This is a genomic window from Nostoc sp. FACHB-892, assembly GCF_014698795.1.
Taxonomy (GTDB): Bacteria; Cyanobacteriota; Cyanobacteriia; order Cyanobacteriales; family Nostocaceae; genus Nostoc.
On the sequence record NZ_JACJTR010000010.1, the window covers coordinates 110,756 to 135,410 of the forward strand.

General features: G+C 40.9%; 25 protein-coding genes. 12 read left to right on the forward strand and 13 right to left on the reverse strand.

Annotated elements, in window-relative coordinates; all coding sequences use genetic code 11:
• Window positions 1-208: 208 nt before the first annotated feature.
• Window positions 209-1,552 (forward strand): acetyl-CoA carboxylase biotin carboxylase subunit, encoded by a 1,344-nt coding sequence (accC, locus tag H6G96_RS15765; protein ID WP_190912334.1) that lies wholly within the window; start codon window positions 209-211, stop codon window positions 1,550-1,552.
• A 177-nt stretch (window positions 1,553-1,729) separates the two neighbouring features.
• Here accC and H6G96_RS15770 read toward each other — a convergent pair whose 3' ends face one another.
• On the reverse strand, window positions 1,730-2,023 hold the full coding sequence (locus H6G96_RS15770; protein ID WP_190729864.1) for a YggT family protein: 294 nt from the start codon (window positions 2,021-2,023) through the stop codon (window positions 1,730-1,732).
• A gap of 252 nt (window positions 2,024-2,275) precedes the next feature.
• Between H6G96_RS15770 and H6G96_RS15775 the strand changes: the two genes are divergently transcribed.
• The 4 genes from H6G96_RS15775 (at window position 2,276) to H6G96_RS15790 (ending at window position 4,760) form a co-directional block, all read left to right on the forward strand.
• Complete coding sequence (locus H6G96_RS15775) at window positions 2,276-2,395, forward strand: photosystem II reaction center X protein (RefSeq protein ID WP_174709687.1); 120 nt, start codon at window positions 2,276-2,278, stop codon at window positions 2,393-2,395.
• A gap of 245 nt (window positions 2,396-2,640) precedes the next feature.
• Window positions 2,641-3,555, forward strand: coding sequence for a Ycf66 family protein (locus tag H6G96_RS15780; RefSeq protein ID WP_190912335.1), 915 nt, complete (start codon window positions 2,641-2,643; stop codon window positions 3,553-3,555).
• A 47-nt stretch (window positions 3,556-3,602) separates the two neighbouring features.
• Window positions 3,603-4,163, forward strand: a complete 561-nt coding sequence (locus H6G96_RS15785; RefSeq protein WP_190912336.1) for a PD40 domain-containing protein — start codon at window positions 3,603-3,605, stop codon at window positions 4,161-4,163.
• Between the two features lie 72 nt (window positions 4,164-4,235).
• Window positions 4,236-4,760, forward strand: coding sequence for a PD40 domain-containing protein (locus H6G96_RS15790; RefSeq protein WP_190912337.1), 525 nt, complete (start codon window positions 4,236-4,238; stop codon window positions 4,758-4,760).
• Between the two features lie 37 nt (window positions 4,761-4,797).
• Here the strand turns inward: H6G96_RS15790 and H6G96_RS15795 are convergent, their stop codons facing one another.
• Window positions 4,798-5,802, reverse strand: a complete 1,005-nt coding sequence (locus H6G96_RS15795; protein WP_190912421.1) for a succinate dehydrogenase/fumarate reductase iron-sulfur subunit — start codon at window positions 5,800-5,802, stop codon at window positions 4,798-4,800.
• 1,006 nt (window positions 5,803-6,808) lie between these two features.
• On the opposite strand from H6G96_RS15795, the gene H6G96_RS15800 reads away from it, so the two are divergent.
• The 3 genes from H6G96_RS15800 (at window position 6,809) to H6G96_RS15810 (ending at window position 8,749) form a co-directional block, all read left to right on the forward strand.
• A complete protein-coding gene (locus H6G96_RS15800) occupies window positions 6,809-7,033 on the forward strand; it encodes a hypothetical protein (protein ID WP_190912338.1) in 225 nt (74 codons plus the stop codon).
• Window positions 7,034-7,250: 217 nt separating this feature from the next.
• Complete coding sequence (locus tag H6G96_RS15805; protein ID WP_190729868.1) at window positions 7,251-7,688, forward strand: AbrB family transcriptional regulator; 438 nt, start codon at window positions 7,251-7,253, stop codon at window positions 7,686-7,688.
• Window positions 7,689-7,879: 191 nt separating this feature from the next.
• The gene (locus tag H6G96_RS15810; RefSeq protein ID WP_347242239.1) at window positions 7,880-8,749 is read left to right on the forward strand and encodes a type II CAAX endopeptidase family protein; all 870 of its coding nucleotides are present in this window, start codon (window positions 7,880-7,882) and stop codon (window positions 8,747-8,749) included.
• 173 nt (window positions 8,750-8,922) lie between these two features.
• Here the strand turns inward: H6G96_RS15810 and H6G96_RS15815 are convergent, their stop codons facing one another.
• The 4 genes from H6G96_RS15815 to H6G96_RS15830 form a co-directional block, all read right to left on the reverse strand.
• Window positions 8,923-10,044, reverse strand: coding sequence for a geranylgeranyl reductase family protein (locus H6G96_RS15815; protein ID WP_190912339.1), 1,122 nt, complete (start codon window positions 10,042-10,044; stop codon window positions 8,923-8,925).
• A 355-nt stretch (window positions 10,045-10,399) separates the two neighbouring features.
• Window positions 10,400-10,948, reverse strand: coding sequence for a ribosome recycling factor (gene frr / locus H6G96_RS15820; protein WP_190912340.1), 549 nt, complete (start codon window positions 10,946-10,948; stop codon window positions 10,400-10,402).
• Window positions 10,935-11,663 (reverse strand): UMP kinase, encoded by a 729-nt coding sequence (gene pyrH, locus H6G96_RS15825; protein ID WP_094330554.1) that lies wholly within the window; start codon window positions 11,661-11,663, stop codon window positions 10,935-10,937. Before pyrH ends, frr begins: the two co-directional genes overlap by 14 nt.
• A 71-nt stretch (window positions 11,664-11,734) precedes the next feature.
• Window positions 11,735-12,289: a thioredoxin family protein gene (locus H6G96_RS15830; RefSeq protein ID WP_190912341.1), complete on the reverse strand. Its 555-nt coding sequence runs from the start codon at window positions 12,287-12,289 to the stop codon at window positions 11,735-11,737.
• A 453-nt stretch (window positions 12,290-12,742) separates the two neighbouring features.
• Between H6G96_RS15830 and H6G96_RS15835 the strand changes: the two genes are divergently transcribed.
• Window positions 12,743-13,642: an alpha/beta fold hydrolase gene (locus H6G96_RS15835; RefSeq protein WP_190912342.1), complete on the forward strand. Its 900-nt coding sequence runs from the start codon at window positions 12,743-12,745 to the stop codon at window positions 13,640-13,642.
• Window positions 13,643-13,719: 77 nt separating this feature from the next.
• On the opposite strand, the gene H6G96_RS15840 is transcribed toward H6G96_RS15835, so the two are convergent.
• Window positions 13,720-14,424 (reverse strand): diacylglycerol/polyprenol kinase family protein, encoded by a 705-nt coding sequence (locus tag H6G96_RS15840; protein WP_190912343.1) that lies wholly within the window; start codon window positions 14,422-14,424, stop codon window positions 13,720-13,722.
• A gap of 60 nt (window positions 14,425-14,484) precedes the next feature.
• Here H6G96_RS15840 and yidD point away from each other — a divergent pair, with 60 nt between their 5' ends.
• From yidD to ychF, 3 genes are all read left to right on the forward strand, one after another.
• A complete protein-coding gene (yidD, locus tag H6G96_RS15845; RefSeq protein WP_012412579.1) occupies window positions 14,485-14,721 on the forward strand; it encodes a membrane protein insertion efficiency factor YidD in 237 nt (78 codons plus the stop codon).
• 157 nt (window positions 14,722-14,878) lie between these two features.
• Window positions 14,879-15,106 (forward strand): hypothetical protein, encoded by a 228-nt coding sequence (locus H6G96_RS15850; RefSeq protein ID WP_190912344.1) that lies wholly within the window; start codon window positions 14,879-14,881, stop codon window positions 15,104-15,106.
• A gap of 45 nt (window positions 15,107-15,151) precedes the next feature.
• Window positions 15,152-16,243 carry a redox-regulated ATPase YchF gene (gene ychF, locus H6G96_RS15855; protein ID WP_190912345.1) on the forward strand — a complete coding sequence of 364 codons (1,092 nt, stop codon included), beginning with the start codon at window positions 15,152-15,154 and terminating at the stop codon, window positions 16,241-16,243.
• Between the two features lie 122 nt (window positions 16,244-16,365).
• Here ychF and H6G96_RS15860 read toward each other — a convergent pair whose 3' ends face one another.
• The 6 genes from H6G96_RS15860 to H6G96_RS15885 form a co-directional block, all read right to left on the reverse strand.
• A complete protein-coding gene (locus H6G96_RS15860; protein ID WP_190912346.1) occupies window positions 16,366-17,661 on the reverse strand; it encodes an MFS transporter in 1,296 nt (431 codons plus the stop codon).
• A 37-nt stretch (window positions 17,662-17,698) separates the two neighbouring features.
• Entirely contained in the window at window positions 17,699-18,577 is an 879-nt protein-coding gene (locus H6G96_RS15865; RefSeq protein ID WP_190912347.1) for a ferric iron reductase, read from the reverse strand.
• A gap of 23 nt (window positions 18,578-18,600) precedes the next feature.
• Window positions 18,601-19,572 (reverse strand): iron-siderophore ABC transporter substrate-binding protein, encoded by a 972-nt coding sequence (locus H6G96_RS15870; protein WP_190912348.1) that lies wholly within the window; start codon window positions 19,570-19,572, stop codon window positions 18,601-18,603.
• Between the two features lie 115 nt (window positions 19,573-19,687).
• Window positions 19,688-20,668 (reverse strand): iron-siderophore ABC transporter substrate-binding protein, encoded by a 981-nt coding sequence (locus H6G96_RS15875; protein WP_190912349.1) that lies wholly within the window; start codon window positions 20,666-20,668, stop codon window positions 19,688-19,690.
• Window positions 20,669-20,783: 115 nt separating this feature from the next.
• Window positions 20,784-23,330, reverse strand: a complete 2,547-nt coding sequence (locus H6G96_RS15880) for a TonB-dependent siderophore receptor (protein ID WP_190912350.1) — start codon at window positions 23,328-23,330, stop codon at window positions 20,784-20,786.
• Window positions 23,331-23,622: 292 nt separating this feature from the next.
• Complete coding sequence (locus H6G96_RS15885) at window positions 23,623-24,642, reverse strand: AraC family transcriptional regulator (RefSeq protein ID WP_190912351.1); 1,020 nt, start codon at window positions 24,640-24,642, stop codon at window positions 23,623-23,625.
• Between the last annotated feature and the right edge of the window lie 13 nt (window positions 24,643-24,655).

The window sequence follows — 24,655 nt, forward strand, 5'->3', positions numbered from 1 at the left end:
AGCCCAGTTTAGTAAGCTAGGCAAGATTTACAGCAGCAATGTTGTTAGTCTAGTAAGACTAGTAGAGGCAGTAAGCCTGCAATATGCGAGTTTGCTTAGTAATCAGGGTGGCGAATCTCCTGTGATAATTTGAAATAATGCGAAAGCATCGTTTCAAGTTGGATCGGAGAAAATGTCAATCTACTGGTAATGATATCGAAACTAAAAAATGAAGTTTGACAAAATATTAATTGCCAATCGGGGAGAAATCGCCCTTCGCATTCTCCGCGCCTGTGAAGAAATGGGAATTGCGACAGTCGCGGTTCATTCCACCGTTGACCGGAATGCTCTCCACGTCCAGCTTGCTGATGAAGCGGTTTGCATTGGGGAACCTGCTAGCGGTAAAAGTTATTTGAATATTCCCAATATTATTGCTGCTGCACTGACGCGCAATGCAACTGCTATTCATCCAGGTTATGGCTTTTTGGCAGAAAATGCCCGGTTTGCGGAAATCTGTGCCGACCATCATATTGCTTTTATCGGCCCAACTCCAGAAGCTATAAAGCTGATGGGGGATAAATCCACTGCCAAAGAAACCATGCAAAAAGCTGGAGTCCCGACAGTACCAGGTAGTGAGGGGTTAGTAGAATCCGAGGAAGAAGGATTAAAATTCGCCAAGGAAATCGGCTATCCGGTAATGATCAAAGCCACAGCAGGTGGCGGTGGGCGGGGTATGCGCCTAGTGCGTTCTGAAGATGAATTTGTCAAACTTTTCTTAGCAGCCCAAGGCGAAGCAGGAGCCGCTTTTGGTAATTCTGGCGTTTACATAGAAAAATTTATTGAACGTCCCCGCCACATCGAATTTCAAATTTTGGCGGATAACTACGGTAATGTTATCCACTTAGGCGAACGGGATTGCTCAATTCAGCGCCGGAATCAAAAGCTACTAGAAGAAGCACCAAGTCCCGCTCTCGACGAAGAGCTACGTGAGAAAATGGGACAAGCTGCTGTCAAAGCTGCCCAATTCATTAATTACAGTGGGGCAGGTACTATCGAGTTTCTCTTGGATAGATCCGGTAAATTCTACTTTATGGAAATGAACACCCGGATTCAAGTAGAACATCCTGTAACAGAGATGATTACTGGAATAGACTTGGTTGCCGAACAAATTCGGATTGCTCAAGGAGAAAGACTCAAGCTTACCCAAGAACAAGTAGTCTTGCGGGGTCATTCGATTGAGTGCCGGATCAACGCTGAAGACCCAGATCATGACTTTCGTCCTTCTCCTGGACGGATAAGTGGCTATCTGCCCCCTGGAGGCCCTGGTGTTCGCATTGATTCCCACGTTTACACAGATTACCAAATCCCGCCTTACTACGATTCTTTGATCGGGAAGTTAATTGTTTGGGCCCCAGACCGAGCCACTGCTATTAACCGTATGAAACGCGCACTCCGGGAATGTGCCATCACTGGACTACCCACAACAATCGGGTTTCATCAAAGAATTATGGAAACTCCACAATTTTTGCAGGGTAATGTCTATACAAGTTTTGTCCAGGAGATGAACGGTTAGGGGAGTGGGGAGAGCTGGGGAAGCAGGGGGAGCAGGGGGAGCAGGGGAGGCAGGGGGGACAAGGGGACAAGAGGTGAGAACTTGAAACAAGTCTTTCCCCTTGTCCCCAATTCTCCTTGTCTCCAAACCCTCTGCCCAATGCTCAATGCCCAATTCCCCATTCTCAATGCCCCATGCCTAATTTACACGAGCCAGCATGGTCAGCAATCCTTGCTGACCTAGTAATATTTCTCGCACCAGACTGAAGATACCAACCCAAATAATAGGTGTAATATCCACTCCGCCTATAGGTTGTACTAGTTTTCGCAATGGCACTAAAAATGGTTCGGTAGGCCAAGCTATTAAATTAAAGGGCAAACGATTCAGATTCACTTGCGGATACCAAGTGAGAATGATCCGAAATATAAATAAAAATGTCATCAGCCCTAACACAGGGCCAAGAATCCAAGCAGTCAGGTCAACACCAGTCATCGGTTTAAGGTACTATCTGTAAAGAAAGAAAAACTTAGGCGGCAAGCCGCGCTTCGCTCACGCCACAAAATTTGAAGCTTTGTAAAGCACTCTCATCATCATTTTAACCAAATGCTGCCACTTCCTTTTGGAATACAAAAGCAAACTTACTCACAGCAGTTAACAAGTTTGGCAGTTCAGATTTAGAGGCTTCTCAAGAAAGTAATACACTATTAAAATTAAGATGAAGTGTGTAAAAAAAGGTTTAGAAGTATGACGCCTTCTTTAGCAAATTTTCTTTGGAGTCTGCTATGGGGTACTGCAATTGTTGTAATCCCCGCTACAGTTGGTCTAATTTTCATTAGCCAAAAAGATAAAATCCAGCGTTCATAATGCTTGTGAGAGTTGAATTAACTCTCATAACCTATTGTCTGTCAGCTATTTATGATTGCACTAAAAGCAGCAGTGTTTGCCGCTAGTGGTAGTTGTAGATTACAGACATAAGTGTTTTTATTTTTCGGTGAACAGCTTCAGAGCTTCTTTGCCAGAGGCTTTGAAGCTTAAATATATCGTGACTAATTACAGTAGTGATTTTAATTGTGACTCGCTAACATAGATTTGATATTGGGAAAACAGCAATGATAAATTTTGGGCTGAACTCAGCCAGTTTTCTGGCTCAGGTAAATTTTGGGGCAAACTCAGCCAGTATTCTAGGAATTTTCCTGGCTGTGGCTGGGGCAGCACTGTATTTTCTCCGCACTGTGCGTCCTGAATTGTCACGGGATCAAGATATCTTTTTTGCAGCAGTCGGTTTGCTCTGCGGCTTTATTCTCGTGTTTCAAGGATGGCGCTTAGACCCGATTTTGCAATTTGGTCAACTGCTTTTAGTTGGCACAACTGTATTTTTTGCAGTTGAAAGTATTCGTCTGCGGAGTATAGCTACCCAACAAGCAAAGCGCAACACTCCGATTGTGGACGATGAGCGAGAGGTAAGCAGAAACTATTCCTATAATGATCGCAGAAAGTATGAAGCTCAAATGGATGCAGACTTAGATCCATTGCCTTATGAAGAGGAGGAGGAACGCCCCGTGCGTGCCCGGATTCGCGGTAGCAGGGATGAGATTTCAACTCGTGATGACTATTACGAGGAGCAACCCCCTCGTCGTTCAGAACGCCGCAACAGCAGCAGTGAAAGACAGGCTCCAGTAGATAGAACGCGGCGGCGGACTTCTGGGCGTCCTGTAAATCGCCCTTCTGAAACCTCTGAAGAAGAAAATTGGGGTTCTTCATCTAGGCAAGTTGATGATTGGGAAAGTTCGGGAGGGGAAGTCAGAAAACCTTCTCGTCGTAGTAATAACGGGCCCCAGCGTTCAGAAAGTCGTGAAGATGATGTTGCTCCCAGACCAAGAAGACGTCGTCCACCGACTGACTCAACTCCTCGAAGACCGCGTGAAGATGATGAAGCTATCCCAACGGATTACGTACCATACAACCCGATTGAAAAGCCAAATGAGGGACTAGATAATTCGACCGATTTTGATGATGATGTTTAAAACAGTTGGCGTGGAAGTAGGTTTAAAGGCAACGGAAAACAGTTGAGGTGGAAAAATTTACGCCTACATTTTGGCTCCAAAGACCAATTCATTGGAGCCTGGTTTTTGGTTTAACCAGTTTGCTTGCATCTTGTGGTTCTAACAATATTCCCATAGGGCCTACTTCCCTCAACAGTCGCTACACCGAGGAGCAACCTGCTTTGAGTGGAAATGGGCGCTTTTTAGCGTTTGTATCTAATCGGAATGGTAATCAGCAGCTACTGGTTTTCGATTTGGAGAGGCAACTGTTTATTGCTACACCTGGCATAAACCGAGTGGAGACAATTGCTGAAAGTCCTAGCTTGAGCTATACCGGTCGTTATATTGCTTATCTTACTAGTGACCAAGGTAGACCAGTGGTAGCGCTTTACGATCGCGCTACACAGCAGTCGCAAATCGTCACACCAACCTATCGCGGCTGGGTGAGAAAACCAAATATCAGCCCAGATGGACGTTATGTTGTCTTTGAAACCGCCAGCCGTGGCCAGTGGGATATTGAAGTCTTAGACCGGGGGCCAAATATTGAGTTAGATATTCCTAATGGTGCAACTGTAGGTTCACCTCCGTAGAAGAGAGGGAGCAGGGGAGCAGATAGCAGGGAGATGAGAGAGAATAATTAATGCCCGCCCCATGCCCAATATATGAAACGTATTTTTTTTATACCTGCATTTTTAGGCTTAAGTTTATTAACTGGGTGTTTTGGCTACCCCCGCCTTTTGAGTTATCCCTTTGATCCGGGGGGTCGGAGTCTCAATAGTTTAGCGTCGGAATTAAATCCTCAAATTTCTGGGAGATACATTGTTTTTATTACTGACCGACGCGGTAGCCAAGATGTTTATATGTTTGATACAGTGACTCGTGATTTAGTTGATTTGCCGGGTTTAAACTCCTTGGATGCGATCGCAACTCATCCTAGCGTTTCACAAGATGGCCGTTATGTAGTGTTTGGTGCTAGCCGTCAGGGGCGATCGGCTATTTTTCTCTACGACAGGGAAACACGCCAATCACGAAATTTGACTAATAACCTACAATCTGAAGTCCGCAACCCTACAATTAGTGCTGATGGTAGTAGGATCGCTTTTGAATCCAGTAACAACGGTCAGTGGGATGTTTTAGTATATGACCGTTATGGACAGCCGTTGAATATACCTCAAGAACCACGTTGAAATAGAGTTAGGAGTTAGAAGTTAAAATTCCTAACTCTTAACTTTTGTTTTCTAACTGTTGCACAGATTCAATGAGCGATCGCACTTGTTCCGTCCCTTCAGAAGGTTCAAATGACAGGGGAAACTTACCCCGAACGATCATCCGTAAACCGAGGGGTGCAAGACTGAGTAATCCTCTTAAATCTTTAAAGTAATTACCGACAACTTGTAAACCAAATTGACGTTCATCAATCCAACCACCTTCTTTAACTAAATCCACCAATACTTTTCGGTGACGAATTGAGCGACTATCCTTAGCTTCTTTGTGGGTGAGAATTTCTTGTTTAATTTTGGTAATTTGTTCTAATGGTGCAACCTCCATTGGACAAACTGAATCGCAATACAAACAACGGGTGCAACCCCATACGCCTTTAGTACCTTCGTTATAGCTTGCTAAACGATTTTCGGTGTCGCTATCGCGGGAGTCTGCTACCATCCGATAAGCTTTAGCAAGGGCATGGGGACCAACAAAGTTTGGATCAACTTCACGGGCGTTGCATTCAGAGTAACAAGCACCGCACATAATACAGTTACCAGTTTGATCGAGGCGCGATCGCTCTTGTGGTGTTTGCAAAAACTCTCTTTCTGGTACTTGTCGGGCTGCCGTACTTACATAAGGAGCAACTGCCTCTAGATTATTCCAGAAACTGCTCATATCTACAACCAAATCTTTAATCACGGGCATATTCCCCAGAGGAGCGATCGTGATTTCGCCAATGGCATTTACTTTACTTTGGGATGATGGTATTTGTTGTAATCTGGCAAGTTCACTGCCAACATTTTCTTTACAAGCTAAAGCCGAACGGCCATTAATTCGCATAGCACAACTACCACAAATTGTATTACGGCAATTTTTACGAAACGCCAAAGTTCCATCTTGCTCCCACTTAATATGGTTGAGGCAATCCAAGATTGTATTACTTGGTTCTGCCTCTACAAGGTAGGTTTGCACAACGGGGGAGGAATCTTGTTGCTGTCGAATAACCTTAAAAATAACTTCCATAACCACTAACCAAAATTTTAAAATTGCTTCACCAGCCTCAAAAATCATGAGTCAAGGCAGGTAGTTACGAAAAGTGAGCTATACTCTTTTTGCCCTTCATTCAAAGCCTGGTGTTGATAGGCTGACGACGAAAGAGCGACTGATTATACTTTAAGCATAACCATTAAAACTTTACTTGTAGCAGCGTTTTAGGCAAGATTTGTGTCAAATTTCAAGATAAAACGCCAAAAATGTAATCATAGCTTTGCATTGAATTTACCTGTTTAGGAATGTAAGGGAAAGAGCATTTGCTATAGACAGGGATTTATGTTCGTCTCTGACCTAGCGATTATATCCAAATTAAATGCATGTTACTTGAGTCAGAGCATCTAGCAGGAAAAATTCTGCCTTCGGTACTGCTTGACGGGATTTTTTGATTATATAGAAGTGTAAAAGGGTATGTTCAATATATGGTAGTGGCAATCAAGCGCTAGGTATATGTTAAGAGATTTATTCTTCCCATAGACAGACGTACAAAATTGTCTGACTGCTTTTGAGCTTACAGTAATAAACCGAAGAAGAATCCTTATCATTTTCAAATAAAACTTCTTGCACCGGAAATCCTGGATGTGCAAGACTTATATATTTTTGCCTCCTCTCAATCAAGAAAATCTTGGATTTAACATATTGGTCAAAACTGCTCGTCTAAATTAGATAAATTTTTATAAAAGGCATAAAGCAATACTCACGCTTGCAATAAAGGGTTACGAAAATCGTCACTGCTTTTTCCAACCTTTAAGTCCAGGAATTTAAATAAAAATTTACTAGCAATTTTAATTCAAAATTAAACAATTATTTTGCTATTATTAGTCCATGCTAGTATTTAATATAAAATTGCGAAGACACAAAACCAGAATCAATAGCCGTATCAGCGCGGCTACTACTGCTTTGTTGATTCGTAATGTAGAGACAAGAAAATTCGCGTCTCTACTGGCAGGACAAAAGGGTGTATACCCATAGGACTCTATTGAAATACTATGCTGTTCTAAGCTTGAGAGGACGAGTACAGAAAACTCTACCTGCTCATTGGCAAGAAGGGCAAGCACTAGAAGTGGAAAACCTGCATTTTTTTTGGATCTACGACTTATTTGGAGTAGAACTAACCCAATTTGTAAAGGTGGCTGAAAGTTACACCGCTACAGTAGCGCCAAAAAAGAAAATAATTTCATTTCTGATGGCGAATAATGGTTAAAAGTGCCGTGAAATCAGCAAAATTAATTTCTATGGCAACTATGACCTCTAATTGGTTGTGGACAACCATATATAGAAGTGCTTTTGGCTCCTATCGGCAGGAATTGACCCATTACACTAGAGTCCTAAGTAGCTCTATGCAAATGCTAAAAAGCCAAATGCTGGCATGAGACTACATAGTTTATCAGTTTGGAGAGAGTAAGGAAAATTTGAGCATAATGACTGAAACTGCAACCGCACCATTAACCGGAAAAGCACTACTTGCTAAAGTAAAAGAACTTTCCACTTTACCACGCCGAGAAAGAGCTAAACAGTGCGGCTATTACACTGTTACTAAGAATAACCAGGTTCGTGTCAATCTCACCGATTTTTATGACGCTTTGCTCTCGGCTAGAGGAATTCCTCTAAGTCCAGAAGCACCTAAAGATGGTCGTGGTCGTGAACCGACATATCGGGTTAGTGTCCATCAAAATGGTCAGATTGTGATTGGTGCTACATACACCAAAGCAATGAGCTTAAAGCCTGGAGATGAGTTTGAAATTAGGTTGGGATATAAGCATATTCACCTGATTCAACTCGGTGAAACTGACAAAAAACTAACCTCACAAGATATAGACTCCGACGAATCAGACGAAGATTTGGAAGACGAAGAGTAAATTTGCTGATGGTATGGTGAGGATAAGTTTCAATTGATGATAACTTGTCCTTACCCCGGCAGAAAACTAGTAGCTCTGATTTAGAACATTTTGTCTCAGGTAAAAAATACGATTAGACCCCTTGCAAAATTCACGAAATTTAGTAGAGTCTTGATTAATCAGCAAGAAATCTATAGTGCAAGAAGTCTATCGTGTTTTTTTTGTTTACTTTAATAACTTCCTTTGAGCCTTCGCTCAACGCCTTACTGGCGTTTATGGAAAATGCACCAGCACTAATTATAGTGATGGCATTTTTTATTTTCTGGATAGTTTTCTGGTTACCAGTAGCAGCAGTATCAGCAATATTGCTTAATTGGCGACCCCTTAAACCTTTGCAGCCAGAACAAAAGATGCCGTTATTGGTGTCACTTTACCTATTAGCTCCCCTGACTCTGTGGGGAGTTAGTTGGCTCACCAATAAATCTTTTTCGGATTACGGCTTGGTTGGCAATATTTCAACTCTTGGTTCTTTAGGATTAGGTTTTGCTTTGGGAGTGGTGAGCCTAGCTATTGTATTTAGTGGGCAATTCGGGTTAGGTTGGTGTTCTTTTGAAAAGACGAATTTCAAGTTACTACTACCCATCTTGCTACCAATTTTTTTGATAGCGTTATTAGTCGGTGGGATAGAAGAGTTGATTTTTCGCGGTTTCCTGTTTACTGAATTAGGGCAGGACTATCCAGTTTGGATAGCAGCAGCAATTTCTAGCCTGATATTTGCCTTGCTACATCTGGTTTGGGAGCAACGCGAAACGGCACCCCAACTGCCTGGATTGTGGCTGATGGGAATGGTACTGGTGTTGGCACGCTTTGCCGCGAGCGGTAATTTGGGTTTAGCTTGGGGGCTGCACGCGGGATGGATATGGGCGATCGCTACCCTAGACACAGCAGAACTAATTACTTATACAGGTAAAGTCTCTGATTGGTTTACAGGTAAGAACAAAAAACCCCTCGCTGGCTTGGCGGGAATTATTTGTGTATTGGGAACTGGAGTGATTATCTGGCTTTTCTCTAGGTATTTTTAACTTCGCGTTAAGGTGCAATATTTGAGGGAGCGTAGGATGAATAACAGAAACGCTGATTAGATAGGCATAAATAAAGTAAAAATAGGGTAGGCAAGATGCCTACCCTACAAAAATTAATCATCTGTTGTGGGGTATCTTGTCCGTTAGAGATTCGTTACCTAATCCCTAATTTCTTAACCACCGAAACCAGGAATTAAACGCTTGAGCGCGCGACCGGCAACGTCGCCATAACGCAGTTCTCCACACAGAATTTTACCCATGATTTTGGCACCAGAGGGGCGCTTAACACCAACTTTGTAGCCAATGCTAGGAAAGCGATAGAATGCTCCACCTAATTTTTTTGCCCAAGCCATTTCGGTACCCCATTCTTCATTAATGGCTTCACTATATTTTTCTAAAGCGTTGGTATCACCAGAAAGAGCCTCATTAATCGCTCCTGCTGCCATCAAACCGCTAAAAATTGAGGGGCGAATGCCTTCTGCTGTCATAGGATCAACCACACAAGCAGCTTCCCCAGCCAAAACTGCATTTTGAGTATGCAACTTTTGATTGCCATCCCACAAACTAAGGGGATAACCATACTGCTTGCTAGTTTTGATATCTACATTAAACGATCGCGCGTACTCATCTAAAATCTTTTTAAAGTCTTGAGGTTCGCCGCCGATAAATGTACCGACACCAATGGAATAACCATCCGCTTTCGGGAAATTCCAGATGTAACCGTTTTTCACCAAGCCAAACTCGAAGTGAATTGTAGATTTATCCTTCACAGTTGCGGAAACTTCTGCTTCTAAAGCTCCTGCTAAACGACGTTTACGTTCTTTGAAGCCGAGCCATTTTGCCATTGGCCCTTTTACACCATCAGCCGCGATTAAGTAGCGAGCAGTAACTGGCCCATTGGCTGTATTAACTTGCCAATAGTCACTTTTAAACTCAATACCTGTTACTTCAGTATTATCTCGGAGTTCAGCCCCTTGCTTCTGTGCCTGCTGCACTATAAAATGGTCAAAGATATCTCGTCGCACCATCCAGACTGGTTCCTTGGTGGCGATTTTCGCTTCCACGGGGTCGCCTAATTTCCAGGTAAAGCGAAGGGAGTCAGCTTTTACAGAAATTGCTGGGCTAAAATCAAAGTCAAACCATTGAGCGATCGCTGGAGATACACCACCGCCACAAGGCTTATATCTTGGTAGGGATTCTTTTTCTAAAACTAATACTGAGCGACCCTGTTTGGCTAAATGATATGCAGCTGTTCCACCAGCTGGCCCAGCGCCGACAATGATGCAGTCGTACATATGGCTGAATTTTTGTTCCTGAATTTGTTTATTTTCTATTGATTAGAGGCAATTTATCATAATTAGTAATTAAATATGGGTTGATATCTCCGTCACAAAACATAACTAGGCTGGCGACACGAGAAAGCAAATCCGCGTACTCTTACAAGCAAGCTACGCGAAGTGTCTGTTTGCGACACGCTCCTACGAAGGTAGAAAGCATCATTATGAATTACGAATTATTTAAGAATTGCCCCTACTCTAATTATTTATTTCCACTTAGTTGCTTGATCAGTTTTTGTTAAATGCTAAGAAATGATAAAGGCTGAAGAATTTATCCATGATCCTTCAGCCTTTATGCTTTAGACTTTAGACTTTAAACAGTCGTGATGTCTTTTTCTTTTTCTACCAATAGTGCGTCTATTTTGGCAATATACTCGTTTGTCAATTTTTGCAAGTTGTCTTGTTGGTCTTTTGATTCATCTTTGGAGATTTCAGACGCTTTCTCCTGCTTGCGAATCGAGTCTATGGCATCGCGGCGGATGTTGCGAATAGCAACACGACCTTCTTCAGCATACTTAGTAGCCATTTTGACGAATTCTTTTCGGCGTTCGCTTGTCAAAGGCGGAATATTCAGCCGAATTACAGAACCATCATTACTGGGGGTTAAACCCACATCTGAGAGGGAAATCGCCTTCTCAATGATGTTTAGGGTGTTGCGCTCGTATGGCTGAATCTGGATTGTCGAGGCATCTGGCGTGCTAATATTTGCCAGTGATTTTAAGGGTGTAGGCGAACCGTAATAGTCCACTAATATCTTATCTAACAGACTCGCATTGGCGCGGCCAGTGCGAATCGTGTTAAAAGCTCGTTGAGTTGACTCAACAGAACTTTGCATTTTACTTTTTGCGTCAGCTAATATCACAAGAACCTCCCACAAGGGTACCGATGGATTCTCCCAAGACTGCTCGGTGGATGTTACCTCGCACCGTTAGGTCAAATACCAGAATTGGGATATTATTTTCTTTACACAAGGCGATCGCAGTACTATCCATCACCCGCAAATCTTTGGCTAAAACGTGCGCGTAGGTGAGGCTATTGTAACGCTTGGCGTTAGGATAAATGTGAGGATCGGCATCATATACTCCGTCTACTTTGGTGGCTTTAAAAATCACTTCAGCATCAATTTCTGCCGCTCTTAGTGCCGCAGTGGTATCTGTAGTAAAGAAGGGATTTCCCGAGCCAGCACCAAAAATTACCACCCGCCCTTTTTCAAGATGACGGATGGCACGACGACGAATATATGGTTCTGCTAATTCTTGCATAGCGATCGCAGTTTGTACCCGCGTCTGTACCCCTATGTGTTCTAGCGAATCTTGCAGCGTCATGGCGTTCATTACCGTGGCAATCATCCCAATATAGTCAGCGGTTGCCCTATCCATCCCCGCCGAAGCTGCTTTGACGCCACGAAAAATATTGCCGCCGCCAACAACTATGGCGATTTGAGTGCCAGTGGCTATCACCTCTGCTAATTCTTGTGCTATTCCTTTGACCACTTCTGGATCAATGCCATAGCCCATGTTGCCCATTAAGGCTTCACCGCTCAGTTTGAGTAAAACCCGTCGGTAATTCGTTCCCATGAAGTTCCGCTTTATCAAAAAAGTTGCAATTGCCTCCAATTTAAGATAGCAGTTACAGGGACTATCTATGTCTAGTTACGCAAAATCAATGTAGTACCTATTGGTTCTGTTTGTGGTATATCTATTTCTTGACCAAGAAATAAAGAGGCGATCGCATTTCTCAAATAATCCTCTCCTACCGATAATGGGTCTTGGGGATGATCGTCAATTTTACCTTTGTAACGTACTATACCATTAGTATCTATTAAAAATGCCATTGGTGTTTTTGTAGCACCAAAACTGCGGGTGACATCTTGTGTCGAGTCCCACAAGTAAGGAAAGTTTAAATCATGACGTTGGGCAAAAGCTTTCATATTTTCAAAGCTTGGCTTAGTGTCGTGATTACCATCACTACCATTCATCCCAATGAGTGTGAAGCCTTCTGGGCCAAATTCGGCTTGAATGTTTTTTAACCTGTCTATATAGCGCTCTACATAAGGACAGTGGTTACACATAGAAATAACGCCGACTGCTCGGAACTTCTCAAGATAACGCCTGAGATGGTGTACTTGACCATCAATTCCTGGTATTTCAAAATCGGGTGCATAGCTCCCAATGGGAGTATCGATTGTTTCTAGTAGATTCATGATTTCTGGCTCGCAGAACTAGGAACAAAAAAAAGATTATTAAATTCAGCGTCAGTTTCCAGTTGCAAACCACCCCTTAGCCGATGCCTCATATTCGACAATATTATAGACTCTCATTAGCGATCGTAAATTGTGAAACTACTGAATCTAGCACTAATGCTAATTCGCTCACATCTAAAAATAGCAAAAATATTACTTACATTTAGAGAAGTTATAATTCCTAATGCTAGACATAATCTAGGTTGTGGGTAAATTACCTCTATCAACAAGGCGAAAACTTTCTATGCTGGATAATAAAACTATCAGCCTAGAAGCTTTCGTGGTGTATGTCTAAATTATCACTAGAGCAAAGGATTTTCTTTGAAAATCTGATAAATTTTATTCAAATTAAAAACAATTTTGCTTGTGCCTTGCGCCTGAAAGGCTTTTACCCTTGTATTAATCAAATTTACTATGACAACCTCAAGTTCAAAAATAGCACTTAACTCTACAAAAACCTGGATTTGGCAAGGTTTCCCTATCTGCTATCAAACCCAAGGAACCACTGGACCAGTTGTTGTCCTCGTGCATGGATTTGGCGCTTCTTGGTGGCATTGGCAAAAAAATATTCTAATATTAGCACAAAATTGCCGTGTTTATGCGATCGATTTGATTGGTTTTGGCGCTTCCGCAAAACCTAAACCTGGTGAAAAAATTGCCTACACACTAGAAACCTGGGGACAGCAGGTAGCAGATTTTTGCCGCGAAGTAGTGGGTGAGCCAGCTTTTTTAATCGGAAATTCTATTGGTTGTATTGTAGCCATGCAAGCAGCAGTAAGCAACCCAGATATTGCTTTAGGAGTTGCTTTACTCAACTGTTCTTTAAGGCTGTTGCACGATCGCAAACGGGTAACTTTACCTTGGACTCGTCGTTACGGAGCGCCTCTACTGCAACGCTTGTTATCTATCAAACCAGTTGGCGATTTCTTTTTCAATCAACTCGCCAAACCGAAAACGGTGCGGAAAATTCTGCTGCAAGCTTATGCGAATGCTGAGATGGTGACAGATGAGTTGGTAGATATTCTGACTTCACCAGCAAGCGATCCGGGGGCTGTTGCTGTGTTCCTGGCTTTTACTTCTTATTCTACAGGGCCACTACCAGAAGACCTTTTGCCACTGTTACAGTGTCCTGCGATTATCTTGTGGGGAACGGCTGATCCGTGGGAACCAATTAAATTAGGGAGAGAATTAGCTAACTTTCCGCAAGTAGAAAAGTTTATTCCTTTAGAGGGAGTGGGGCATTGTCCGCAGGATGAAGCGCCGGAGTTAGTCAATCCGATTTTGCTCGATTGGATTTTGGAGCGATCGCGCTAATAGAGTCGGCAAAACTAGAAGCATAATCCTGGTAAGGAATAATTGTTGGTAGTTGTATTTCTTTAAACTCAAATAGTTTAGTAACTAAGAACTAACTGACTTAAGAAAAAAGCAAGTGCTGCACTACCCAAGGGAACTGTTAAATTGTCAATACCCAAAAATGAAACAGCCTCTAAACCAGTAGCGATAACTGCTACTAACAGTGATACTGCCCAAGTTTGCCAACTGTTTCCTTGAGTTCCAACTAAAATCAAACTACTGACAACATAGCTAACGAGCATCATAGTTAGGGAGCCTTCCCAACTTTTTTCTGTCCCAAAAACTTTATACTTATGTTTACCAAAGCGTTGCCCAATTAAGGCTGCTAGTCCATCTCCCCAAGTCATTATCAAAATTCCTAGTGCTGCGTATTGGGGTTTTTGCAAGTACCAGAACCAGGCGACTAAAATACCGAAACTGACAGAGTAAAAAAATGTCCCTAAGCTTTGCCGTCCAACGCTATTAATACCAGGAAGAATTGGTAATCGGTAGGATAATAAGGTGATTGCACTCGCTAAAATAGAAGCTGTAATGCCTACGCTAGCGGGAATATTTAGCCACCAAGCGATTAAAATCACATTACCAGTGCCAATATGAACTATCTTCCGCACGATTTCTGGCTTGTCGGCAAAGCGGTTTACCACCCATGCAATCAGGAGGATGAGTAACACCCAAATTGCAGCCGACGCAATTTGCAGCCAGAAAACCGGAATTGAGGTGAAGTCAGAAAATGTAATTAACAAAGATGCGACAAATGAAAAGTTTTACCCCTGTTACTAATTTATAAGATTTGGGTAGCTGCAATGAAATTATTATTTATTTGGCTGATTCGGGGCTACCGAATGTTTATCTCGCCGTTGTTTCTCCCGACTTGTCGCTTTCAACCAACTTGTTCGATGTATGCTATTGAAGCTATTGAACGATTTGGAGTGTTGCGTGGTAGCTGGATGGCAACTCGGCGGATTTTGCGGTGTCATCCGTTTCATCCAGGTGGTTACGATCCAGTGCCAGAGGTGGTGGAAAAGGTGAAAGAGGAGTAGTTTGAGGATTAGAGTTTAAACGCAAAGGGACGCAGAGAATGAGGAGAGAGGTAAATTATTAAAGGATGTGTTTGTGGGTATAGCTATTTGGGGAGATGTCAACAGATGAGGTTGTCATCTAGCGTGGGGGGGTTGAATAATTTAATTTGGATTTATCATGTTTAATCCGACTGCGATTTCTATACCTGAACCACAAATTCCTACTCCTGGGCCGAGTCCGCTACCTAGTCCCAATCCTGAGCCGAATCCGCTACCTAGTCCTGAACCTGTACCGGGGCCAGCGATTCCTCAACCGTTACCGGGGCCTGTACCAGAACCAGTACCTGCTCCCATTCCTCAGACGGTTCCAGGGCCAATTCCCCAAACCATACCGGAACCTGTTTAGATTACCTTGGTAATGTAATCCAAAATCTCAAATCTAAAATCCAAAATGCTAAGAGCCGGAATTGTCGGACTTCCCAACGTCGGAAAATCTACTTTATTTAATGCTGTAGTTGCTAATGCCAAAGCTGAAGCAGCTAACTTCCCTTTTTGCACGATTGAACCGAATGTCGGCGTTGTCGCAGTACCGGATGAACGGTTAAATGTTCTTGCTAAAATTGCCAGTTCAGCACAAATTATCCCAGCGCGGGTTGAATTTGTAGATATTGCCGGTTTGGTTAAAGGTGCTAGTCAGGGTGAGGGACTAGGGAATCAATTCCTGTCCCACATCCGGGAAGTTGATGCGATCGTCCATGTAGTACGTTGTTTTGAAAATGACGATATTATCCACGTTGCTGGTTCTGTTGACCCTGCGCGAGATATTGAAATCATTAATATAGAACTGGGTTTATCAGATTTAGCACAAATTGAGCGGCGAATTGACCGTACTCGTAAACTAGCTCGTACCAGCAAAGATGCACAGTTTGAAATCACAGTCTTAGAAAAATTAGCTGCGGCTTTAAATGAAGGTAAATCGGTGCGTCAGGTAAGCTTGAATGAAGAAGAAACAGAAATTATTAAAGGATTAGAACTGCTAACTTATAAACCGATTATCTACGCCGCGAATGTATCTGAAGATGAGTTGGCGACTGGTAATCATTTTGTGGAAACAGTGCGGCAAATTGCAGCAACAGAAAATGCCCAAGTTGTGATAGTTTCGGCTCAAGTTGAAGCTGAATTAGTGGAATTACCAGAGGAAGATAAAGCTGATTTCCTCGCGTCTTTAGGTGTGGAAGAAGGCGGTTTGAAATCGTTGATTCGGGCAACTTACACGCTTTTAGGCTTGCGGACATATTTCACTTGTGGCCCCAAAGAAACCCGCGCTTGGACAATTAATGCCGGAATGTCTGCACCTCAAGCTGCTGGTGTAATTCACAGTGATTTTGAACGGGGATTTATTCGCGCCGAAACTGTCGCTTATAAAGATTTGGTAACAACTGGTTCGATGAATGCTGCAAAGGAAAAAGGGTTGGTTCGCAGTGAAGGGAAAGAGTATGTTGTGCAGGAAGGGGATGTAATGTTGTTCCGATTTAATGTATAGGGTAAGTACGTGAACTACCGACACTGAATTGAAGCCTCAAGTACAGTGTCGGCTTACAATTTCACTGAATTTTAGGTGACAGCGTGAACTGAATTAATTACTCCAACTCGCTATCCTCCACATTATGGAATGTCTTCCACATCCAGCAACACACGCACAGAAAAGCCTAGCCAACCAACCAATAACATAGAGAACGCGCATATCACATATAACAGCGCGATTCCTGCACCAGTACCAGTCCCAAATAATTCTCCGAGAATACCAACTAGAATACCCTCTGATTGCAAAGCGGGTGTAAAAACATTATCTGCCAATGGCCCTGCTATTAAATAGCCTACCGCAGAAGCGATCTGTAAAAATAGCGATCGCGCTGCAAAAACTCTTCCTTGCACATTAGGAGGTACTTTTGCTAACCAAATAGCAGTATCCGAACTCCCATTTAAAGGGAAATTAAAAGACGAACAAAATTGAGCCGGAATCCAAACCCAAGGTGTTCTACCCAAACCAAAAACAATTTTACTTATACCTGCACCAATCATCCCTAATAAAATACCTTTGATTTTTCGTCTAAAACCGCCCCAAGTACTAACAATTATCGCCCCTGTTACACCACCAAAACCAGCCGCAGAAGCTAAACTACCTAGCATTAAAGTATTATTATTAGTGCGCGACAAAATCATTGGTGCGTAAAGGGAATCTCCAATATCATGGGGTAGCCAAAATAATAAGTTAAGTATTAACAATGCTAATAGACTTTTGTGAGTGGCAATATAACGCCAACCTAATCCCAAATCTTGCCAAACATTGACTTCACTTTCATTTTTTCTTGGTGGTGGTTGAGGAATACTAACGAACAATAAACTGCTAATTGCTATAGCAAAAGTAGAGATATCAATCAACCAAATTCCTAAAAAACCAATGACTGTGTAAAGATAGCCTGCTAAAGCCGGGGCAATAATATTGCTGCCATAACCGGATACAAATTGTAGGCTACTAGCGCGAGTATAGTGTTGTTTGGGAATCATCAGCGACACTGATGCTGAATATGCCAAAGACTGAAATTGATTAAAAGTTCCGACAATAGCGCCTGTGAGATAAAAGTGCCAAATTTGTAAGTTATTAGTCAGATGAAGTAGCAGGATAAAAATTGTGCTGAGGACGGCTACTGTGTCACCAACCATCATCAAGAATTTACGGTTAAATCGGTCTACAATTACACCACTGATTGGGGTAATGATAATACTTGGTAGTAAACTAAAAAAACCTACCAAAGTCAGAGTAGTTGCTTTACCTGTAATTTCCCATGCCCAAATTTCAATCGCAAAGCTGGTCATACTGCTACCGATGGTAGAAACTAGCTGACCAAGCCAGACGATGAGAAAATTACGCATACTGGCTAGGTTTGGTTGTTGTGACATTTGTAGGGTTTTTTTCGGTATTTTGATGAGTGTAATTTCAGTCAGTCTCCACCATTTCTTCCTTCATGAGTGCAATTCGTTCATGTGGTTGCATCAGAGGGCAGTTTGGACACTTTTCATCGTATGGAGGAATAAAAGTATATAAGCAGCAGGTGAGGCGGACTGTGGTTATGACTGGTAAACCGGGTTCGTTGAGTTGTTCGGTGCGTACTAAGTTGTAAAGGGGATTGCGTCCGGGCATGACTGAACTGTAGGGTTGTTCATATAAGACGGAATAATCTGTTTGTATCGCTTCTAGATTTGTACATTGGCTAAGTTCAGAAAACTGTCCTTCCGAAGCGTTCACCGCATTACCCCACATGGTTTTTTTGGAGAGTTTGCTTAAAATATGAACTTTGTCTATCATGGGTGCAAAATTGCGTTGGAATAAGCTAGTAAATACAGTTTGGTGTAGGGTTTCCACGCTATTTACTATTTTTCCTGGATAATCTTCGGAGATGGGGATAGGTAATCTGTGAGGATAAATTACAGTACCACTCAAATCATGAAACCATAACGCCTTGGGTTCACCCTTCTTTAAAACAAAACTTACATTGTCAAGTCCAGCATCTAACCCAACACCAGCCCAAGTCATCAAGGCTAAAACACCCGGTAATGTTGTCCAGCTATATACTTTGTTCCATATAGATGCCGCAATGCGAATATCTTGAGTTTTTTGGTATATATCGCTGGTTTGCCATTGAGATAAAAGCCTATCTGGTTCGAGATAATTGTCTAATGAAATCACCTCAGCATCATCAGGAGGCTGAGTCAAAATTATACAATCTGTATAAAAACTATCTAAATTACTTTGAGCAAGAGTAAATATTTCTTTGACAAAATTCAGGTCACTGCTGTTAGTTAGTTGTTGAGGCATTATTTTTCTATGATGATTAACTCTCAAGAATTGTTTACCAAGTATTTAAACAAATCATCCAAAATGGCATTTGCTGCCAGAATATTACCAAATATCCAGTAACTAGAATCAACTATATACACTCGGTTATTTTTAACTACATTCAAATTTTGCCATAACTGGCTGTTGTGATACTTTTTAAAAGCATCTTCTGCACTTGGGTCTAATGCTACAAATAAAATATCTGCTTCTAATAACTCTAAACGCTCTAAGCTAACTGAAACTAAAGGTTGATTTTCATTAGTATTCAGTTGATTTTGCATATCTGGTAGAGGTATTCCCACCTCTGTAATTAGACTTCCAGGGAATGAATACTTGGTACGAAATTCTGGAACTTGTTTGCCAGCATAAAAGCGGCTGATGGAAACTGTCGTTTTTGTGGGTTGATTATTAATAACTATGCGTAATGCTTGAACTCGTTGCTGATATTGCTCAAGTAATTTTTGTGCTTTTTCACTTTTACCTGTGATTTCAGCAATCTGCGATAAAGAATCCTTCCAACCAGTTTGAATGTAATCAAGTGTGACTGTCGGTGCTATTTGTGAAAATAAATGGTATGTTTCTTCACTGAGAGAAAAACCCAAAATTAAATCTGGGCTTAACTGCACCATTTTTTCTATATTTGGCTGACTTTCTTTTCCTAAAGAAATTATACCTTCAGCTTTTTTACCTAACTTTGGTATGATGCTACCCGCTATATTTGGCTGTGTTGCTGCTACTGGTTTTAAGTCCAGTGCGAGCAATACTTCCATAGAGGTTTCATCTAAAGCAATAATGCGTTGAGGTTTTACAGGTACACAAGTTTCTCCTAAAGGATGTTTTATAGCTCGACAATTAGATGCTACTAAATTTGCTTTGGGTAATTCTGTGATTTTAGTGTAATTTCCATAACAACCCTGTACCAAAATCACAGCCAACGTTATGATAAAAAATAGTTTGATATGAGGTTTGATCATTATCTAAATTACACTTCATTTTTTGTCGTGTAGCAGAATGCACCATCTTAAATTATTTCGATGTGTTTATAATGCTAGTAAAACCAGAAAAAGATGATGTAAATTTTGCAAAATTTCATGACTCTTCTAGTAAGTATTTAATAAGGTCGTCTAAAATAGCATTAGCTGACAGGATATTTCCAAAAATCCAGTAACCTGAATCAACAGTATATACTCGATTGTTTTTAGCTACATTAAGTGTTTGCCATAACGGATTATTCTGATATTTTTGAAAATTTCCCTCCGAACCTGGGTCTAGTGCGATAAACATCGCGTCTGACTCTAGCAAGTCTACACGTTCTAAACTAACATTGTTATAACTGACACTTGCGCCAATACTAACCTGGCGTTGTGCCAGGGGTATAGATAATTTTAATTCCTCTAAAATAGCTACAGGAAATGATAATTGATTTAAGAATTGTGTAAATTGAATACTTGTGTAAAACCGCATTACAGAAATTTCTTTATTTTTGAATTTCTCAGCAAAATTTAAGCTTAATTTTTCAATTCTTTGTTGATATTCTGCCAGTAGTTTTTCTGCTTCTTGAGTTTTATCAACTACCTTGGCAACCTGTAGTAAAGTTTCTTTCCAACCATTTTCTCTATATTCAATGGAAATCGTTGGAGCTATTTGAGAAAATAATTGATAATTTTGGGAACTCCAAGAAAAGCCTACAATCAAATCAGGACTTAATTTGACAATTTTTTCAAGATTGGGCTGGCTTTGCTTACCTAAATCGATAATATTATCAATTTTTTCTTTCAATATAGGTGCTTTGTTGCCTACTCGATTTGCTGTAGTTGCTGCTATTGGTTTTAAGCCCAATGCTACTAAAATTTCTAAACTCTCTTGGTCAGTCACAATGATCCGTTGAGGATGGAAAGGAATACAGCTTTCTCCTAATTCATGCTTAATAATCCGACATTCTGATGTAGGTAGCTTGACTTTTGGTGAGTAAGTTTTTTTAGGAGAAACGATATAACAGCCTTTGAGAAATATTATAGACAAAGTTATTATCAATAATAATCTTATGTAATACAACCATTTACTAATCATTGGATATTTTGGCGATGAATTTGGGAATAAAACAGCCCTAATATTATTCAAGGGCTGTATGTAATTCTTCTTAACTCGCAATTAAGAATAACTGTCCATGTGAGCAATTTGTAAATTAAAATTGCCAACCCAAGGTAAATTTCACCGTGCGTGGTGCGCCAGGAAAAACGCGCAGGTCGCCTTCAGCTGTCTCAAAATATTCATTATCAAACAAGTTCTGGAAATTCAGAGCCGCTCTAAAGTTATTCCTGCGGTAAAACAAGGCTGCATCAGTGCGTACATAACTTGGTAAACTGAAGGTATTATTTAAATCTCCCTGTCTTTCTCCTACATAAAAAAGTCCTAAACCAAACCCTAAGCCTTGCAGATTACCTTGTTGAATATCGTACCTACTCCACAAACTAAAAGCGTGTTCTGGGACATTATTAATGCGATTTTCTTCCGGAATACGATTGTCTTCAGTTACTATTGCATCGGTATAAGCGTAGCCACCAATAATTCTCCATCCTGGTAAAATTTCACCTGTTATATCTAATTCAATACCGCGACTTCTTTGTTCTCCTGCCTGAAGAGAAGTCCTTCCACTTGGATCGTCTAAATCAGTAAAGAGAACGTTTGACCGAGTTATATGGTATAAAGCTAGAGTTGAAGAAAGATTACTTGTCCAATCTACTTTCATCCCCACTTCATACTGAGTTCCCCGTTCTGGTATAAATAGTCTGTTGCTGCTTGAGTCCGTAACTTGTTGGAATGAACGGCTATAGTTAGCATAAAGAGACACTGCTTCGCTTGGTTGATATACAATACCAACACGGGGACTAAATGCTTCATCTTGTTGAAAATCCGTTGTTTCTCCTTGTAGTTCCTGCGTGACGATATCAAATCTTCCACCTAGAACTAATTTAAAGTTGTCTGAAAAAGAAATTTGGTCTTGTAAATAAATACCCAAACCTTCAGATATTGTTGGTGTATCAGGAATCACCTCAGTAATTGCACCAAGACTATCACGCCGATAAATAGGATTAAAAATATTGATGGTATCAAGCTCTCGCAAGGAATCTAGCCCTTCATCATAAGAAATATCTCTTGACAAATCTATCCCAAATAAGAGTTTGTGGTCGAGGCTACCTGATTTGAAATTACCGACAACATTTGTATCTAAATTGTAAGTTTGTTGGGCAAATTTAGATACATATAATCCTCGTTCTAGGGTACGCTCATCCTCTAAAAGTTCTGAGGGAAACAAAGAATTTTGATCCACACTCAGGTATGAAAAATTAAAGTTATTGCGGAACTGCCAATTTTCACTAAAACGATGTTCAAAATTGTAACCAACCCGCAGTGATTGACGATTATTTTTATCAATTTCATCAAAAGGTTCGCCAATAAAACGACTGATTGGTAATTGACCATTGCGGTTAGGTAAGACTGTACCACGAGCAGGTAAACCCCGGTCGTTGGGTTGTCTTTGGTCTGAATATTCAGCTTCTAAAGTTAATTGGGTATTGTCTCCTATCAGCCAAGTTAAGCTGGGAGCAATAAAAAAACGATCTCTCTCAAAAAAATCAATAAATGTGTTTGTCGTAAATATAGATGCGTTTAATCTATATAAGACAGTTTTGTCGTCATTTAATGGCCCTGTAAAATCTATTGAGCCACCGTAGCTATCAAAACTACCGATGGTTCCCTCAAAAGAATAGAAAGGAATACTTTGAGGTTTTTTCGTGATTATATTAATCGTACCTCCAGCACCTCCTTGACCGAATAGAACTGAGGCTGGCCCTCGCAAAACTTCTATCTGCTCAATATTTTCGGTATTGATATTAGTTGTGATATTGGTATCATCTCTTAGACCGTTGCGGAGAATATTACGGTTAGTAAAACCACGAATGGTAAATCCTTCAAAAGCAGAACGTTCTGAGTTATCGGCTATAACACCTGGTGCATTTTTCAAAGCTTCGTTCAAACGCCTCACTTGCTGGTCTTGCAGGACTTGTTGAGGTATTACCTGAATTGCTTGGGGTACATCACGCAGAGGCGTATCTGTTTTTGTGGCGGTGCTAGCTGTAGGTATTCGATAACCATCCTGTTCACCTGTTACAACCAATTCAATAGGTTCATCACTTTGAGTTGTTGGTTGTTCTAGTGGTGTTTCACTTGTCGGCTGTTCTGGCTGCTGTGTTGTTTCAGCTACGGGTGCAAGTGTAAAAATTAAACCTTCATCACTATCAAATAACTCTGCTGTTGGTAAACTTGTTTCACCTGTTACAGTCAGCCGTACAGTATTAACGTCAGCTTGAGTGACGCTGACAGAGACAATCCCGCTTAATGGATTAGCAATGCTAAAATCTTTACCTTCAGGTAGTGCTAACACCGCATTCGGGAAATCTGCAATATAATTATTCTCTGCACTTTTAATAACAGGTTGAAGTGCTTCTGGTTTAGCACTTTCTAAAATGACTTCAATACCTTTTTCTGTATTATTGACTTTTACGCCTGTCACTTGCACAAGTGCAACATCATTTTGTTGTGCCAGTAGTAACTTTGCTGTACTGCTAGAATGATGTGATTTAGTTTCCGCAACAGCTGGTTGTACAAGCAATGATACAAGTGCCAATACAATCCCGGCTGAGATAGTTTCTTTCGATGGTCGAGACTCCATACTCCTCACTCCACAAAGGCAAATTCAATATTGCAAATGATTTGCAACTGTCTGTGGAAAGAGTTTATGTAATTTACGAAGGGTAAGTCTATATAGTAGACGGAGAGTTTTGAACCATAGACGGAGAGTATGATTAATTTTTGACATAAACCTGCAAGTAAGCGGCAAATAGCTTATAACAAGTTGCAGCCAAGGAAAGATAGTAGGGGCGAGGTTAACCAGTGAATCTATAGGTAGACGCAATTCTTGATAAAACCGCCGCTAGTTAGGTGGGGAGTAAAAATATTTCTCATTACACAGCTTTTCTTCCTAACCGACAATCTTGGGGAGTGATACCAAACTTACGTTTGAAGGCGGCGGCGAAGTGACTTTGGTTTGCATAACCAACTGTGTTGACTACAGTTCTCACGTTCTGCTTCTGTTCTTGTAGTAACTTTCGCGCTATTTCTAGCCGATAGTCACGCAAATATCCAAATACTGTAGTGCCAAATACTTCACGGAAACCGTACTTGAGTTTGTTGTCATTAATGCTGACTTGTTTGGCTAAATCAATTAATGAGGGTGGATGATCATAGTTTTTGGTTAAAATATCTCTAACTTGATAAATTTTCTCAACATCACCAGCTTTGAGATTAATCAAGGGTTGTTTATCTCCCTCACCATCTATCAATTGAGCAAACTGCAAAGCCAGTAATTCTAATACCTTGCCTTCGAGATACATTTTTTGTATCATCCCTTGATAGGGTACATTGAGCATTTGCTGTAATGCTGTCTGCATGGGTAGAGTAATCTTACCCACTGGACGGTGAAACAGAGGAGGAGAGTCTTTTTCTAAGAAAGGCTGTAACTGTTTGGGTAAATGCTCTAGTCCATCGATGAAATATTTAAAGAAGTCTAAGTCTATACAAATTTTAATTACATAGATGCGATCGCCTGCAAAATATTGTTCTATTTCTTCAATATCTGGCAAATAAAATAAGTAATTATTTCCTATTGTTTCTTGGTAATTTTCCTTAATTCCTGGAATCCCTGGACAAATGACATTATGATTACCTGATAAATAAAATTTGGCTGTTAGTACGTAATCACCATAATGATTAACTTGACTACTAACTTGCTGGTAGTAATGATCATCAAAAATTTCTAGAATTAATCCTGGACGGAATTTAACTATTTGACAATATGTATTATATAAGCTGTTGCGAACTCTCTGAATTTGGTCAAATCCTTTAGTATTATACGATACCTCTAAATTTCCTAGAGTTTCCTGTTCAATTTGATTGATTTGCTCTTCCGTAAGGATATTTGTCATCTTTTAACGGCAA